Consider the following 15868-nt stretch of genomic DNA (forward strand, 5'->3'; position numbering starts at 1 on the left):
AGGTACAGGATTCTAAATAAAGTGGAAGAGGCGGAATGGTTCTTTTGATTATCAATCAGCAGGAATATAACATTAAAGGCTTATCTTACTCCATTAGATCGGCAGAGGAAAAAATGCTGAGGCCCTGTCTTCAATTCGTGTACAAATGGACGGGGAAACCGAGAACATGGATCGTGAAGAGGGCGAGGCGTATATCGACGCAGCCGGGTTTAGGCGGATCATCCATTCGGACACTGAGAAATCACGGAATCTGTTCCTTGTTGCTGTAGTGGCGGGAGAGATTGTGGGGTACTCCCGATGTGAAGGCAGAGAGTTGAAGCGCTTTTGCCATAAAGTTGAGTTCGGCGTGTGTGTAACCAGAGAGTTCTGGGGATATGGGATTGGCAAGAACTTGTTAGTACAGTCGATAGAATGGGCAAACCAGACTGGTGTAGAGAAGATGACGTTGAACGTGCTGGCATCCAATGAAAAGGCAATCGAGTTATATCAAAAGAGTGGCTTCGAGATCGAAGGCATTTTGAAAAAGGATCGGCGACACGCGGATGGACAGTATCATGACACGATAGTGATGGGCAGGTTCAAAGACTAATAGTATAAAAAGTGAAAAGCACAATCTATATAAAGCCCACAGGCTATGGAGTTCATTTATTAGATTTGATACCGACAGAATAGATAGCAGCGTTATCGAGTAGAGGTATTATGTTTCTTATTTTATAGAACGAATGTAATGATGTTGAATAGGTCTGTTCACAACCTATATTGAGACAGGTTAGACTGGTGAGTGTATATAGGATATAGTAAGAGGATATTGCCATTGGAAAAAGAGATTATGAAGAGATTGAATCAAATATATAGTTAGTTTGCTGATGGGATATTTTACAAGTAGTAATTGTATTGTGTATATGATATATTCTATTTCCGGCCAAAAAAACACGAGAAACAAAGTGCCGCAGGCAAAACAAATAAGCTTCGAAAGAAACTTAAAAAAAGAGCTTGCTAAGTTGGATCGGAAGTGTTATGATATAAAAGTTGCTGAGGAGAACAATGCTCGGTAACAAAACAAGTTTGATCTTTGAAAACTGAACAACGAGTGAGTAAACATTCTGCTTGCAGAATGAACGCGAAAGTTTGAAACAAGCCTTGGCTTGGATCGGCTGGAGCACAAATGAGATTTTTAATCTCGTCAGATTCAAAATGAGCTTATCGCTCTTTTCAATACTTTATTGGAGAGTTTGATCCTGGCTCAGGACGAACGCTGGCGGCATGCCTAATACATGCAAGTCGAGCGGACTTGAAGAGAAGCTTGCTTCTCTGATGGTTAGCGGCGGACGGGTGAGTAACACGTAGGCAACCTGCCCTCAAGTTTGGGACAACTACCGGAAACGGTAGCTAATACCGAATAGTTGTTTCCTTCGCCTGAAGGAAACTGGAAAGACGGAGCAATCTGTCACTTGGGGATGGGCCTGCGGCGCATTAGCTAGTTGGTGGGGTAACGGCTCACCAAGGCGACGATGCGTAGCCGACCTGAGAGGGTGATCGGCCACACTGGGACTGAGACACGGCCCAGACTCCTACGGGAGGCAGCAGTAGGGAATCTTCCGCAATGGGCGAAAGCCTGACGGAGCAATGCCGCGTGAGTGATGAAGGTTTTCGGATCGTAAAGCTCTGTTGCCAGGGAAGAACGCTTGGGAGAGTAACTGCTCTCAAGGTGACGGTACCTGAGAAGAAAGCCCCGGCTAACTACGTGCCAGCAGCCGCGGTAATACGTAGGGGGCAAGCGTTGTCCGGAATTATTGGGCGTAAAGCGCGCGCAGGCGGTCATTTAAGTCTGGTGTTTAATCCCGGGGCTCAACCCCGGATCGCACTGGAAACTGGGTGACTTGAGTGCAGAAGAGGAGAGTGGAATTCCACGTGTAGCGGTGAAATGCGTAGATATGTGGAGGAACACCAGTGGCGAAGGCGACTCTCTGGGCTGTAACTGACGCTGAGGCGCGAAAGCGTGGGGAGCAAACAGGATTAGATACCCTGGTAGTCCACGCCGTAAACGATGAGTGCTAGGTGTTAGGGGTTTCGATACCCTTGGTGCCGAAGTTAACACATTAAGCACTCCGCCTGGGGAGTACGGTCGCAAGACTGAAACTCAAAGGAATTGACGGGGACCCGCACAAGCAGTGGAGTATGTGGTTTAATTCGAAGCAACGCGAAGAACCTTACCAGGTCTTGACATCCCTCTGACCGGTACAGAGATGTACCTTTCCTTCGGGACAGAGGAGACAGGTGGTGCATGGTTGTCGTCAGCTCGTGTCGTGAGATGTTGGGTTAAGTCCCGCAACGAGCGCAACCCTTATATTTAGTTGCCAGCACTTCGGGTGGGCACTCTAGATAGACTGCCGGTGACAAACCGGAGGAAGGTGGGGATGACGTCAAATCATCATGCCCCTTATGACCTGGGCTACACACGTACTACAATGGCCGGTACAACGGGCTGCGAAATCGCGAGATGGAGCCAATCCCAACAAAGCCGGTCTCAGTTCGGATTGCAGGCTGCAACTCGCCTGCATGAAGTCGGAATTGCTAGTAATCGCGGATCAGCATGCCGCGGTGAATACGTTCCCGGGTCTTGTACACACCGCCCGTCACACCACGAGAGTTTATAACACCCGAAGTCGGTGGGGTAACCGCAAGGAGCCAGCCGCCGAAGGTGGGATAGATGATTGGGGTGAAGTCGTAACAAGGTAGCCGTATCGGAAGGTGCGGCTGGATCACCTCCTTTCTATGGAGAATCGTTTCCTGCAACGGAAACATTCAAATATGTAGCTAAGCTACAAAATACTCACTCGTTGCTCAGTTTTGAGAGCTCAAACTCTCAAACAGCTTGCTTTTGCATGGAGCTTGTTCTTTGAAAACTAGATATCGAAACGAAACAAACGCGAATTAGAACATTCCTTTAAGCTGATCTTGTGTAAACAAGTGAAGTGTTTTTATAAGGTAGATTGCATGAGCGAGTGATCGAAATGGAACGACTTTTGGATTTGCGTAAGCAAACCAAGCGGAGTGACAGCTCGAACACGAGCGATATGGTTAAGCTACTAAGAGCACACGGAGGATGCCTAGGCGCTAGGAGCCGATGAAGGACGTGGCGAACAACGAAACTGCCTCGGGGAGCTGTAAGCAAGCTTTGATCCGGGGGTGTCCGAATGGGGAAACCCAGCTGGGGTAATTTCCAGTTACTCACAACTGAATACATAGGTTGTGTAGAGGCATACCAGGGGAACTGAAACATCTAAGTACCCTGAGGAAGAGAAAACAATAGTGATTCCGTCAGTAGCGGCGAGCGAACGCGGAGAAGCCCAAACCAGAGAGCTTGCTCTTTGGGGTTGTGGGACGTCTCACATGGAGTTACAAAGGAACCGGTTAAGCGAAGAGGTCTGGAAAGGCCCGCCAAAGAAGGTAAAAGCCCTGTAGTTGAAAGTCTGTTCCCTCCGAGACGGATCCCGAGTAGTGCGGGGCACGTGAAACCCCGTATGAATCCGGCAGGACCATCTGCCAAGGCTAAATACTTCCTAGCGACCGATAGTGAAGCAGTACCGTGAGGGAAAGGTGAAAAGCACCCCGGAAGGGGAGTGAAATAGAACCTGAAACCGTGTGCTTACAAAAAGTCAGAGCCCGTTTTAGGGGTGATGGCGTGCCTTTTGTAGAATGAACCGGCGAGTTACGTTCCCGTGCAAGGTTAAGGTGAAGAGCCGGAGCCGCAGCGAAAGCGAGTCTGAATAGGGCGACTTAGTACGTGGACGTAGACCCGAAACCGGGTGATCTACCCCTGTCCAGGGTGAAGGTGCGGTAACACGCACTGGAGGCCCGAACCCACGCATGTTGAAAAATGCGGGGATGAGGTGGGGGTAGCGGAGAAATTCCAATCGAACTCGGAGATAGCTGGTTCTCCCCGAAATAGCTTTAGGGCTAGCCTCGGAAAACAGAGTCGTGGAGGTAGAGCACTGATTGGGTGCGGGGCCCGCAAGGGTTACCAAGCTCAGTCAAACTCCGAATGCCATAGACTTACTTCCGGGAGTCAGACAGTGAGTGCTAAGATCCATTGTCAAAAGGGAAACAGCCCAGACCATCAGCTAAGGTCCCCAAGTGTGTGTTAAGTGGGAAAGGATGTGGAGTTGCACAGACAACCAGGATGTTGGCTTAGAAGCAGCCACCATTGAAAGAGTGCGTAATAGCTCACTGGTCGAGTGACTCTGCGCCGAAAATGTAACGGGGCTAAACACACCACCGAAGCTATGGCTTGATGCTTTGCATCAGGGGTAGGGGAGCGTTGTATAAGGGTTGAAGGTGTACCGTAAGGAGCGCTGGACATTATACAAGTGAGAATGCCGGTATGAGTAACGAAAAGATCAGTGAGAATCTGATCCGCCGAAAGCCTAAGGGTTCCTGAGGAAGGCTCGTCCGCTCAGGGTAAGTCGGGACCTAAGGCGAGGCCGAAAGGCGTAGTCGAAGGACAACAGGTCGAAATTCCTGTACCACCGTAAGCCGTTATGAGCAATGGGGGGACGCAGTAGGGTAGTGACGCGGACTGATGGATGTCCGTCTAAGCAGTAAGGCTGATGTGTAGGCAAATCCGCACATTGTAAGGCTGAGCTGTGATGGGGAGCGAAAATTATAGTAGCGAAGGTCATGATCTCACACTGCCAAGAAAAGCCTCTAGCCAGGTGAAGGTGCCCGTACCGCAAACCGACACAGGTAGGCGAGAAGAGTATTCTAAGGCGCGCGGAAGAACTCTCGTTAAGGAACTCGGCAAAATGACCCCGTAACTTCGGGAGAAGGGGTGCCCCGGTAGTGTGAATAGCACGAGGGGGCCGCAGTGAAAAGGCCCAAGCGACTGTTTAGCAAAAACACAGGTCTGTGCGAAGCCGTAAGGCGAAGTATACGGGCTGACGCCTGCCCGGTGCTGGAAGGTTAAGGGGAGTGGTTAGGGAGTAATCCCGAAGCTGTGAACCGAAGCCCCAGTAAACGGCGGCCGTAACTATAACGGTCCTAAGGTAGCGAAATTCCTTGTCAGGTAAATTCTGACCCGCACGAATGGCGTAACGACTTGGGCGCTGTCTCAACGAGAGATCCGGTGAAATTTTAATACCTGTGAAGATGCAGGTTACCCGCGACAAGACGGAAAGACCCCATGGAGCTTTACTGCAGCTTGATATTGAATTTGGGTACGATCTGTACAGGATAGGTGGGAGCCTTTGAAGTGGGAGCGCAAGCTTCCATGGAGGCAACGTTGGGATACCACCCTGATCGTATCTAGGTTCTAACCTGGTACCGTAATCCGGTGCGGGGACAGTGTCAGGTGGGCAGTTTGACTGGGGCGGTCGCCTCCTAAAGAGTAACGGAGGCGCCCAAAGGTTCCCTCAGAATGGTTGGAAATCATTCGAAGAGTGCAAAGGCATAAGGGAGCTTGACTGCGAGACCTACAAGTCGAGCAGGGACGAAAGTCGGGCTTAGTGATCCGGTGGTACCGCATGGAAGGGCCATCGCTCAACGGATAAAAGCTACCCTGGGGATAACAGGCTTATCTCCCCCAAGAGTCCACATCGACGGGGAGGTTTGGCACCTCGATGTCGGCTCATCGCATCCTGGGGCTGAAGTAGGTCCCAAGGGTTGGGCTGTTCGCCCATTAAAGCGGTACGCGAGCTGGGTTCAGAACGTCGTGAGACAGTTCGGTCCCTATCTGTCGTGGGCGTAGGAAATTTGAGAGGAGCTGTCCTTAGTACGAGAGGACCGGGATGGACGTACCGCTGGTGTACCAGTTGTTCCGCCAGGAGCACCGCTGGGTAGCTATGTACGGACGGGATAAACGCTGAAAGCATCTAAGCGTGAAGCCCCCCTCAAGATGAGATTTCCCAGTATGTAAGACCCCTTGAAGACGACGAGGTAGATAGGCTGGGGGTGGAAGTGCAGCAATGCATGGAGCTGACCAGTACTAATCGGTCGAGGGCTTATCCAATAGCAAGTTGTAATTCGCATGTTTCGTTTCGAATCTAGTTTTCAGAGAACAACACTCTGAAATGTAAGCTACGCGTTTGGTGGCGATGGCGGAGGGGTTCCACACGTACCCATCCCGAACACGACCGTTAAGCCCTCTAGCGCCGATGGTACTTGGACCGCAGGGTCCTGGGAGAGTAGGACGCCGCCAAGCGAAACCCCATTGGGGTATTTTTTTTCGAAAATTGATAAGGGCCCTTAGCTCAGTTGGTTAGAGCGCACCTCTGATAAGGGTGAGGCCGGTGGTTCGAGTCCACCAGGGCCCATAGCAAGACCACAACAAAGAAATACACCAGAGTATGGGGCCATAGCTCAGCTGGGAGAGCGCCTGCCTTGCAAGCAGGAGGTCAGCGGTTCGATCCCGCTTGGCTCCACCATTCCCTGATAGCTCAGTTGGTAGAGCACTCGACTGTTAATCGAGTTGTCACAGGTTCGAGCCCTGTTCGGGGAGCCAGTAAGGCCCGTTGGTCAAGGGGTTAAGACACCTCCCTTTCACGGAGGTAACAGGGGTTCGAATCCCCTACGGGTCATAAAATGGAGGCTTAGCTCAGCTGGGAGAGCATCTGCCTTACAAGCAGAGGGTCGGGGGTTCGATCCCCTCAGCCTCCACCATATAACTTTATAACGACGCGGGGTGGAGCAGCCCGGTAGCTCGTCGGGCTCATAACCCGAAGGCCGCAGGTTCAAATCCTGCCCCCGCAATTATACTTTCCTTGAGAAAGTGATCTGGAACCGTGGTGTAGTTGGCCTAACATGCCTGCCTGTCACGCAGGAGATCGCGGGTTCGAATCCCGTCGGTTCCGCCATTTTTTATTTTAGTAAGGCTCGGTAGCTCAGTCGGTAGAGCAGAGGACTGAAAATCCTCGTGTCGGCGGTTCGATTCCGTCCCGAGCCACCATATATAACACCTTTAATACGCCGGTGTAGCTCAACTGGTAGAGCAACTGACTTGTAATCAGTAGGTTGGGGGTTCAAGTCCTCTCGCCGGCACCATGTAATCCTGGAGGATTAGCGAAGCGGCCAAACGCATCAGACTGTAAATCTGCTCCCGTACGGGTTCGGTGGTTCGAATCCATCATCCTCCACCAGTTTTTCTATGAGTCATTAGCTCAGTTGGTAGAGCACCTGACTTTTAATCAGGGTGTCGAAGGTTCGAGCCCTTCATGACTCACCATTATATGCGCGTGTGGCGGAATTGGCAGACGCACTAGACTTAGGATCTAGCGTCTTTGACGTGGGGGTTCAAGTCCCTCCACGCGCATCCCTTATTTGCGGAAGTGGCTCAGCGGTAGAGCATCGCCTTGCCAAGGCGAGGGTCGCGGGTTCGATTCCCGTCTTCCGCTCCAATATTTTGCGCCCTTAGCTCAGCTGGATAGAGCGTTTGACTACGAATCAAAAGGCCGGGAGTTCGAATCTCTCAGGGCGCGCCATTATAACTTCATATTTTGCCGGCGTGGCGGAATGGCAGACGCGCTCGACTCAAAATCGAGTGGGAAACCGTGGAGGTTCGAGTCCTCTCGCCGGTATAGATAACGGGATGTAGCTCAGCTTGGTAGAGCACCTGGTTTGGGACCAGGGGGTCGCATGTTCAAATCGTGTCATCCCGATTGTTGTTATGCGGGTGTAGTTCAATGGTAGAACTTTAGCCTTCCAAGCTAATAGCGTGGGTTCGATTCCCATCACCCGCTTAAATATTGAAAAGAAAGAGATGGTACTAACCGTCTCTTTCTTTTTTTGCGTTCACAGGTTTATTGGCAATTTACCGCGTGGTGCTCTCAGAGAGTATATGGCTCTTTATCATGTATCAGAATGTATCCCACGTTTGCATAAATTTCCCCACCTTTTGTCCTTGATAATTGTGGACGCTGTTCAAGTGAAACAGGTCTAACGCATCTTATAAGGCCTGGATATAAGCTTCTTCATCACATTTTATAAAAACGCTTACAAAAATAGCTTGCGTAAATCATTAACCTGTAATACCATATCAATTAAGCGCTTAACCTTTAGGGGTAAGGCGCTTAAACTTAACGTAGATTAAGCGCTTAACCCGTAAAGGAAAGGAAGGCGATCAATTCATGAATACAATTCGACTAACGATGGCCCAGGCACTGCTTCGATACCTGGATCAGCAATATATCTCGGTTGACGGGGTGGAAACCAAGTTTGTGAAGGGAATCATCGGTATTTTTGGACATGGCAACGTAACAGGCATTGGAGAAGCGCTGGAGCGCAGTCCGGGAAGCCTAACGTATATGCAAGGGAAGAACGAACAAGGTATGGTGCATACGGCAGCGGCCTATGCCAAGCAGAAGAACCGTAGACAGATCTATGCATGCACTACATCCATTGGACCTGGTGCTTTGAATATGATTACAGCAGCGGCTACTGCAACGGTGAACCGGATTCCGGTTTTATTGCTTCCAGGAGATAACTTTGCTACACGGGAACCAGACCCGGTACTGCAGCAGTTGGAAGTGAGCAGTGATTATACAATCTCAGCCACTGATCCATTCAAAGCCGTCAGTAAATACTGGGATCGTATCGTTCGTCCTGAACAGTTGATGATTGCTGCTACACAGGCCATGCGTGTGCTTACCGACCCGGCAGAGACGGGAGCAGTAACGCTCGCATTGCCGCAGGATGTGCAGGCAGAAGCGTACGATTACCCTGAATCGTTCTTTGCCCGCAAAGTACATTATCTGGACCGTCGCCCTCCGGTACAGGCAGCCATTGAACGGGCCACGGAGCAGATTGCTCGTGGTAGCAAGCCGCTGCTCGTTGCAGGCGGCGGTGTGTTGTACTCTGAGGCGTCCGCCCAACTCGTGGAGTTCGCCGAGGCATTTGGTATTCCGATCGCCGAGACGCAGGCGGGCAAGAGCGCAGTTTCTTGGGACCACCCACTGAATGTGGGGGCCATCGGGGTTACAGGTTCTCTAGCAGCCAACAGGCTGGCGAGAGAAGCGGATGTGGTTATCGGCGTCGGTACTCGTTTCTCCGATTTTACGACGGCGTCCCGCTCTGCTTTTCAACATCCGGAAGCTTCATTCATCAACATTAACCTGAACGGCATGGATGCCGCCAAGTTAGGCGGGGAAGCCATTCTGGCAGATGCTCGCGAAGGATTGCAGGCTTTGCAGAAGGAATTGCAGCAAAGACAATACCGCAGTGCATATGGTTCATCTGAAATCGCTGATCTCCGCGCTGAGTGGAATGCAGAAGTGGATCGGCTGTATGCAGCTCAACATGAAGCAGGGCTGGCACAGACTACAGCAGTCGGCATAGTTAATCGGACGATTGATCCTTCCTCCGTTATTGTGTGTGCGGCAGGCAGTCTGCCAGGAGACCTGCATCGTCTGTGGCGTGCGGCTGAACCAAAGACGTATCACATGGAGTATGGATTCTCCTGTATGGGGTACGAGGTAAGTGGAGCGTTCGGAGCAGCACTTGCCGAGCCGGATCGTGAAGTGTACGCCATGGTCGGTGATGGCAGTTATCTGATGCTGCATTCGGAGTTTGTGACCAGTTTGCAGGAACAGAAGAAGATGACCGTTCTCTTATTCAACAACAATGGATTCCAGTGCATTCATAATTTACAGCGGGAACATGGTAGTGACGGGTTCGGCAATGAGTTCCGTTATCGGGAATCTGAGAGTGGACGACTGACCGGGGATTACATGCCAATGGACTTTGCTGCACACGCCCGAAGCATGGGAGCCAAATCTTATAGAGCGGAGACGGCAGAACAGCTGGAACAGGCACTCCGAGATGCGAAGAATGAAACGGTGAGTACATTGATTGAGATTCCGGTCGTGCCTGGAACCAACGCAGGTGGATACGAGTCGTGGTGGAATGTGGGTGTACCTGAGGTATCTGCTGAAGAGAAGGTAGTTCATGCTCATCACACGATGCAAGCCAACCGTGCCAAAGCAAGACCGATTTAATCCGATTTAATAGAGCATTCCTTCTAAAAAATGTAGCTATATTGGACTCCTCACGGTATAAGTTCGGTGGGACGTATTTATCTATATATTGAAACTAAAAGCACGGCATTCCAAGTGAACCACAATGTTGAACGACAAAGGAGACGTGGAGCAATGAGCAAGCTGCCATTCCAGCTTGGGATTCATCCGATCAATTGGGTCGGTGAAGATGTGAAGGAGCATGGTGATGCGACAACGTGTGCACAGATTCTGGATGACATTCAGCGTCTTGGGCTGACGGGTACAGAGATGGGACGCAAATATCCAACCGATCCTACTATTTTGCGTGAGGAATTGAGTAAAAGGAATATCAAGCTGGTCTCTCAGTGGAAATCAGTACTTTTCTCCGATCCGGCGTATCGTCAGTCAGAGCTGGACAGTTATCGCAGACATGCGGAATTTTTGCAATCCATGGGCAGTAAGGTGATCAGTACGGCCGAAGTAGGCGGGTCACTTCATTTTGATCCAAGACGGACACCGAATGAAAAAGAAGTACTCAGACTCAATGAATCTGAATGGCATATCCTTGCTGAAGGGTTGAACGAAGCAGGAGCTATTGCACGTGAACATGGGTTGAAGCTTACGTACCATCATCATGGAGGCACAGTGGTAGAGCAACCGGATGAGATTGATCGACTGATGGAGTTGACGGACCCTTCTCTCGTGTATCTACTCTATGACACAGGTCATGCCTACTATGGCGGAGCCGATCCACTTGAACTGCTGCGCAAACATTATGATCGGATCGCTTATATCCATCTGAAAGATATCCGCCCGCATGTGCTGGATGAAGCACGCGCGGAGCAATCTGACTTTGTCGGCTGTATTCGTAGAGGTGTGTTCACCGTACCAGGAGATGGATGCATTGATTTTGCACCAATTCTGCAAGAACTGATCACACGAGGATACGATGGCTGGGCGATGCTTGAAGGAGAACAGGACCCTGCGATTCATAACCCGTATGAGTATGCGAAGCGATCTTTGAACTATATGGAATCGTTATACCAACACAGCTGATTCGTTCAGCATTGCAGCGGTCAGAGGCACACCTATGAAGTGAAAAAGGAAGAAGGCCAGCAAGAGTATAATGTTACGATTGGAAAATAAAACTGACCTACTCTAGCCGTTTACAAGTTCTTACGATGGAATGAGTAGCTAGTCTAGATATCCATATACAACATGGAAAATCCCGCCACAGAAAGGGGCTCACATGCAATGACTTATGTATCCTTTCCGGTATCCAGGAAGAAGGATTTCACCGCGATTGGCCGCTTGTGCATCGACTTGAACGCTAATGAGATCAATCGCCCGATGGAAGAGACGATGACGTTCACGAAGTATGTTGGCGGCTCTCCGGCCAATATTACGATTGGCATGTCCAGACTGGGTATGGAGACGGCTTTTATCGGTAAGATCGCCAATGACCAGATGGGCAGATTCATCCAGAGTTATTTGGAGAAGAACGGCATCGACACATCAAATGTAGTTACAGATGACACCGGAGCGGTGACGGGGCTTGCTTTTACCGAAATCAAAAGCCCAACGGATTGCAGTATCCTGATGTACCGGGACAATGTAGCTGATCTGTTATTACAGGCGCAAGAGGTGCAAGAGCAGTTGATTGCTGACTCCAAAGTGCTGCTAATCTCAGGCACGGCCCTCGCGCAGAGCCCATCCCGTGAAGCCGTATTACAGGCACTAACGTATGCGAAAAAACATGGCACGGTTATTGTGTTTGATCTGGACTATCGCCCATACACTTGGACATCGGACGAAGAGACAGCGGTCTATTATAACCTCGCAGCCGAGAAATGCGATATCATCCTGGGTACACGTGAAGAGTTCGACATGATGGAGACATTCGACCACAATCCGGATCATAGCGATCAGGTAACTGCACAGAAATGGTTTGATTTCTCAGCGAATATTGTTGTAATAAAACACGGCAAGGAAGGCTCCATTGCTTATACACGCGAAGGGCTTTCTCACCGTGCGGACAGCTATCCGGCAAAAGTGGTCAAAACGTTTGGTGCAGGCGACTCCTATGCGGCCGGGTTCCTGTATGGATTGATGCAGGGCTGGACGATTGAGCGCAGCATGGCGTATGGCAGTGGCGCAGCAAGTATCGTCATTTCGAGCCACAGTTGTTCGGATGCGATGCCAACGGTGGAACAGGTGAATGACTACATTGAACGTTGCAATCGGGGCGAAATCACCGTGTCTTAAAGCTCGTTGCAATACTTTGAATAACACACTCATACAGATCAACATCAATGATATAAGTTGAACATACGGGATCACACATAAGTGAAGGGAGACAGGGCTATGGGAAAAGGAATTTCTGAAGCGTCTGCAACAGCGACAATGGTACAAAACTGGATCGGAGGTGCCTGGGTAACCCCAGTGGCAACTCGTACGGAGCCGGTTGTGAATCCGGCTACAGAAGAGGTTATTGCACATGTGCCACTCTCCGAACAAGCGGACGTGGATCTGGCGGTTCAGACAGCACGAGAAGCGTTCAAATCATGGAGCAGCACACCGGTTCCACGCCGTGCACGTATTCTGTTCCGCTACCAGCAGCTGCTGGTTGAACATTGGGAAGAGCTCGCCCGCCTGGTAACGCTGGAGAACGGTAAAAGTTACGCCGAAGCGTATGGCGAGGTATTGCGTGGTATTGAGTGCGTCGAATTCGCGGCAGGTGCCCCGAACCTGATGATGGGCAAACAACTGCCTGACATCGCGACAGGACTGGAGTCGGGCATGTACCGCTACCCAATCGGCGTAATTGGGGGGATTACCCCATTCAACTTCCCGATGATGGTGCCGTGCTGGATGTTCCCACTGGCTATTGCGTGTGGTAACACGTTTGTTCTGAAGCCGTCCGAGCGTACACCGCTTCTGGCAGGCCGCCTGGCAGAGCTGTTCAAGGAAGCAGGGCTTCCGGATGGCGTGCTCAATATCGTACACGGTGCACATGATGTCGTGAACGGGTTGCTGGAACATAAGGATGTTCAAGCGATCTCCTTTGTCGGATCACAACCTGTGGCTGAATACGTCTACACCACTGCATCCAAGCATGGCAAACGGGTACAGGCACTGGCTGGCGCCAAAAACCACTCCATCGTTATGCCGGACGCCGATCTGGATTTAACCGTGAAAGAGATTACCAGTGCAGCCTTTGGCTCAGCAGGGGAACGTTGCATGGCATGTTCGGTTGTTGTGGCTGTGGGCGATGTGGCTGACGAACTGGTACAAAAGCTGGTGGAAGCAGCAGACCGCATTACCATTGGTAACGGTATGGATGAGGGCGTGTTCCTCGGTCCTGTCATCCGTGGACCACATAAAGAACGCACACTCAGTTACATTGAATCCGGAGAGCAGGAAGGCGCGGCATTGATCCGGGATGGACGTAAGGATCAGGCGATAGGTGAACCCGGTTATTTTGTAGGGCCAACGGTATTCGACCAAGTTGATAGCAATATGAAAATCTGGCAGGATGAGATCTTTGCTCCAGTACTCTCGGTGGCAAGAGTGTCTACGCTGGAGGAAGCCGTTGAACTGGCGAACCGTTCCGACTTCGCCAACGGGGCGTGTCTGTTCACCCGCAGCGGAGCGAGTATGCGTCAATTCCGTGAAACGATTGATGCGGGCATGTTGGGTATTAACCTGGGCGTACCTGCGCCAATGGCATTTTTCCCGTTTTCGGGCTGGAAGAAGTCCTTCTATGGTGATCTTCATGCCAATGGTACGGATGGTGTTGAATTCTACACTCGCAAGAAGATGGTAACGGCGCGCTGGTAACAACCAGAGCATCACTCGGGCTAAGGGAACGCCTAGCCCATATGGACGCACATAGGGAGGATAACGGAATGGGCAAGGACAAAGTGAGAATTGGCATCATTGGTGCTGGACGGATCGGCAAAATTCATGCAGACAATCTCCTGCGCAACCCGCATGCCGAGATTGTGGGAATCAGTGACTTGTTTGCAGGTCCTGAATTGGAGGCTTGGGCCTCCGACCGTGGCATCCCTGTGATAACAACGGATAGCAGCCAGTTGATCTCGATGCCTAATGTAGACGCGGTGCTGATCTGTTCTTCAACTGATACACATGTGCCGCTGATTGAACAGGCCGCTCAGGCGGGCAAACATATCTTTTGCGAGAAGCCGGTCAGCATGGATCTGGCACAGACCCAAGCGGCGGTAGCAGCAGTTCAGAAGGCTGGTGTGAAGCTGCAAATTGGTTTTAACCGCCGATTCGATCACAACTTCAGACGGATACGTGCACATGTGCAGGATGGTACGATCGGTGATCCGCATATTATCAAAATTACTTCTCGTGACCCGAGTCCACCGCCTGCGGAGTATATCCGGGTGTCTGGCGGGATTTTCATGGACATGATGATCCACGATTTTGACATGGCACGGTATCTGTCCGGGAGTGAAGTGGAAGAAGTGTACGCTCAGGGCAACGTCCTGATCAATCCGGTTTTTGCGGAACATGGTGACGTGGATACAGCGATTGTAACGATGACTTTTGCCAATGGAGCAATTGGTGTTATTGATAACAGTCGTCAGGCTGTATACGGGTATGACCAGCGTGTTGAAGTATTTGGCTCGATGGGCAGCGCCGCAGCGGCGAATGATCATCCGAATACGGCTGAGATCAGTACAGCGGCCGGGCTCATGCGCGACAAACCGTTACACTTTTTCCTAGAACGCTACAATGAAGCGTATGTGCAGGAGACAGCTCTCTTTATCGATGCGATCATCCATGATACACCAGTTATCGTAGATGGCCACGATGCAGTACAGGCAGAACGAATTGCGCTGGCAGCAAAACTGTCCATGGAGCGGGGAAGACCTGTGAAGCTGAGTGAAGTCCCTGGGGTGTCACTGGAATCGCAAACGGCAACGCCATAGGTGGATGATTAAAGTCATTTTTTTCTAATAGAGCGCAAGAATGGTCCAGGTTTTTGTTTTTTTATAAGTATCAGGTTGTTGTGAACGAATACAGAAAGGAGTGGATGGCAAGATGTCAGAACGTATTGTAAAACCCGTGGTCAACCCGGAGGGGGACGGTACACTTATCAACGTAACACCGGAGTCGGCCGGGTGGGAATATGTTGGATTTCAGGTAGCGAAGTTGGCAGAAGGGGAGACGTTAACCCGTGAGAGCGGTGATCAGGAACTCTGTGTGGTGCTTCTCAGTGGTTTCGCCAATGTAAGTACCCGGGAGCACACATGGGATAATATCGGGAAAAGAATGAGTGTTTTCGAGAAAATTCCGCCGTATTCAGTTTACGTCTCAACTTCCGATCAAGTGCAGATTACAGCACGTACCGAACTGGAAGTCGCTATATGTGTTGCACCCGGTAAAGGCACGTATCCGGCTCGTCTCATTGCACCCGAAGATGTAGGGGTAGAGGCGAGAGGATATGGCAATCTGGAACGCCAGATTCACAACATTTTGCCGGAACAGAAGGAAGCGGACAGTTTGCTCGTTGTTGAGGTATTCACACCAGATGGGCATTGGTCCAGTTACCCGCCACATAAGCATGATCGGGACGCACTCCCTGACGAATCTTTGCTGGAAGAAACGTATTATTTCCGTGTGCAGCCTGAGCAGGGGTTTGCCATTCAGCGCATATACACGGATGATCGCTCTGTGGATGAGACGCTAGCAGTGAAGAACGGAGAAGTGGTGCTTGTTCCGGACGGATATCATCCGGTAGGTGCTCCTCCGGGGTATGAGGTCTACTATCTGAACGTGATGGCTGGACCAACCCGGACCTGGAAATTCCATAACGACCCTGACCATGAGTGGTTGATGAAAAAGTAAAA

6 protein-coding genes, 17 tRNA genes, 3 rRNA genes and 1 pseudogene are annotated in these 15868 nt (G+C 50.7%); all 27 read left to right on the top strand.

All coding sequences use genetic code 11. From position 1 onward, the window contains the following. The first annotated feature begins 44 nt into the window (after window positions 1-44). The 27 genes and pseudogenes from NZ043_RS10765 to iolB all read left to right on the top strand — a co-directional run bounded on the left by NZ043_RS10765 (window position 45) and on the right by iolB (window position 15866). Window positions 45-589, top strand: a pseudogene (locus tag NZ043_RS10765) (GNAT family N-acetyltransferase). A 631-nt stretch (window positions 590-1220) separates the two neighbouring features. Beyond that, window positions 1221-2773 (top strand): 16S ribosomal RNA (locus NZ043_RS10770). Between the two features lie 306 nt (window positions 2774-3079). Further along, a 23S ribosomal RNA gene (locus NZ043_RS10775) occupies window positions 3080-6007 on the top strand. Window positions 6008-6082: 75 nt separating this feature from the next. Then, window positions 6083-6199: ribosomal RNA gene (gene rrf, locus NZ043_RS10780) — 5S ribosomal RNA — on the top strand. Together the 16S, 23S and 5S rRNA genes with 17 tRNA genes alongside form the textbook arrangement of a ribosomal RNA operon. Before the next feature lie 38 nt (window positions 6200-6237). Further along, window positions 6238-6311: transfer RNA gene (locus tag NZ043_RS10785), tRNA-Ile, on the top strand. 35 nt (window positions 6312-6346) lie between these two features. After that, window positions 6347-6422: transfer RNA gene (locus tag NZ043_RS10790), tRNA-Ala, on the top strand. A 1-nt stretch (window position 6423) separates the two neighbouring features. After that, window positions 6424-6499 (top strand) — tRNA-Asn (locus NZ043_RS10795). Between the two features lie 4 nt (window positions 6500-6503). Next, window positions 6504-6575: transfer RNA gene (locus NZ043_RS10800), tRNA-Glu, on the top strand. 6 nt (window positions 6576-6581) lie between these two features. Next, a tRNA-Val gene (locus tag NZ043_RS10805) sits at window positions 6582-6657 on the top strand. A 16-nt stretch (window positions 6658-6673) separates the two neighbouring features. Continuing rightward, window positions 6674-6747 (top strand) — tRNA-Met (locus tag NZ043_RS10810). A 26-nt stretch (window positions 6748-6773) separates the two neighbouring features. After that, window positions 6774-6851 (top strand) — tRNA-Asp (locus NZ043_RS10815). Window positions 6852-6867: 16 nt separating this feature from the next. After that, window positions 6868-6943 (top strand) — tRNA-Phe (locus NZ043_RS10820). Window positions 6944-6962: 19 nt separating this feature from the next. After that, window positions 6963-7038, top strand: a tRNA-Thr gene (locus NZ043_RS10825). 9 nt (window positions 7039-7047) lie between these two features. After that, window positions 7048-7133, top strand: a tRNA-Tyr gene (locus NZ043_RS10830). A gap of 10 nt (window positions 7134-7143) precedes the next feature. Further along, window positions 7144-7219, top strand: a tRNA-Lys gene (locus NZ043_RS10835). A 6-nt stretch (window positions 7220-7225) separates the two neighbouring features. Beyond that, a tRNA-Leu gene (locus NZ043_RS10840) sits at window positions 7226-7306 on the top strand. Between the two features lie 10 nt (window positions 7307-7316). Next, window positions 7317-7391, top strand: a tRNA-Gly gene (locus tag NZ043_RS10845). 7 nt (window positions 7392-7398) lie between these two features. Continuing rightward, window positions 7399-7475 (top strand) — tRNA-Arg (locus NZ043_RS10850). Window positions 7476-7492: 17 nt separating this feature from the next. Then, window positions 7493-7571: transfer RNA gene (locus NZ043_RS10855), tRNA-Leu, on the top strand. 7 nt (window positions 7572-7578) lie between these two features. Then, window positions 7579-7652 (top strand) — tRNA-Pro (locus tag NZ043_RS10860). Between the two features lie 10 nt (window positions 7653-7662). Then, window positions 7663-7733 (top strand) — tRNA-Gly (locus NZ043_RS10865). 387 nt (window positions 7734-8120) lie between these two features. Continuing rightward, window positions 8121-9986 (top strand): 3D-(3,5/4)-trihydroxycyclohexane-1,2-dione acylhydrolase (decyclizing), encoded by a 1866-nt coding sequence (iolD, locus tag NZ043_RS10870; RefSeq protein WP_289390882.1) that lies wholly within the window; start codon window positions 8121-8123, stop codon window positions 9984-9986. 153 nt (window positions 9987-10139) lie between these two features. Then, on the top strand, window positions 10140-11042 hold the full coding sequence (gene iolE / locus NZ043_RS10875) for a myo-inosose-2 dehydratase (protein WP_339311761.1): 903 nt from the start codon (window positions 10140-10142) through the stop codon (window positions 11040-11042). Between the two features lie 198 nt (window positions 11043-11240). Next, window positions 11241-12251, top strand: a complete 1011-nt coding sequence (gene iolC / locus NZ043_RS10880) for a 5-dehydro-2-deoxygluconokinase (RefSeq protein WP_339311763.1) — start codon at window positions 11241-11243, stop codon at window positions 12249-12251. A gap of 99 nt (window positions 12252-12350) precedes the next feature. Beyond that, on the top strand, window positions 12351-13826 hold the full coding sequence (locus NZ043_RS10885) for a CoA-acylating methylmalonate-semialdehyde dehydrogenase (protein ID WP_339311765.1): 1476 nt from the start codon (window positions 12351-12353) through the stop codon (window positions 13824-13826). Between the two features lie 68 nt (window positions 13827-13894). Then, on the top strand, window positions 13895-14947 hold the full coding sequence (gene iolG / locus NZ043_RS10890; protein ID WP_339311766.1) for an inositol 2-dehydrogenase: 1053 nt from the start codon (window positions 13895-13897) through the stop codon (window positions 14945-14947). 112 nt (window positions 14948-15059) lie between these two features. Beyond that, window positions 15060-15866, top strand: coding sequence for a 5-deoxy-glucuronate isomerase (gene iolB, locus NZ043_RS10895; RefSeq protein WP_221824325.1), 807 nt, complete (start codon window positions 15060-15062; stop codon window positions 15864-15866). The last annotated feature ends 2 nt before the right edge of the window (window positions 15867-15868 follow it).

This window comes from Paenibacillus sp. FSL k6-2145 (assembly GCF_037976585.1).
GTDB lineage: Bacteria > Bacillota > Bacilli > Paenibacillales > Paenibacillaceae > Paenibacillus.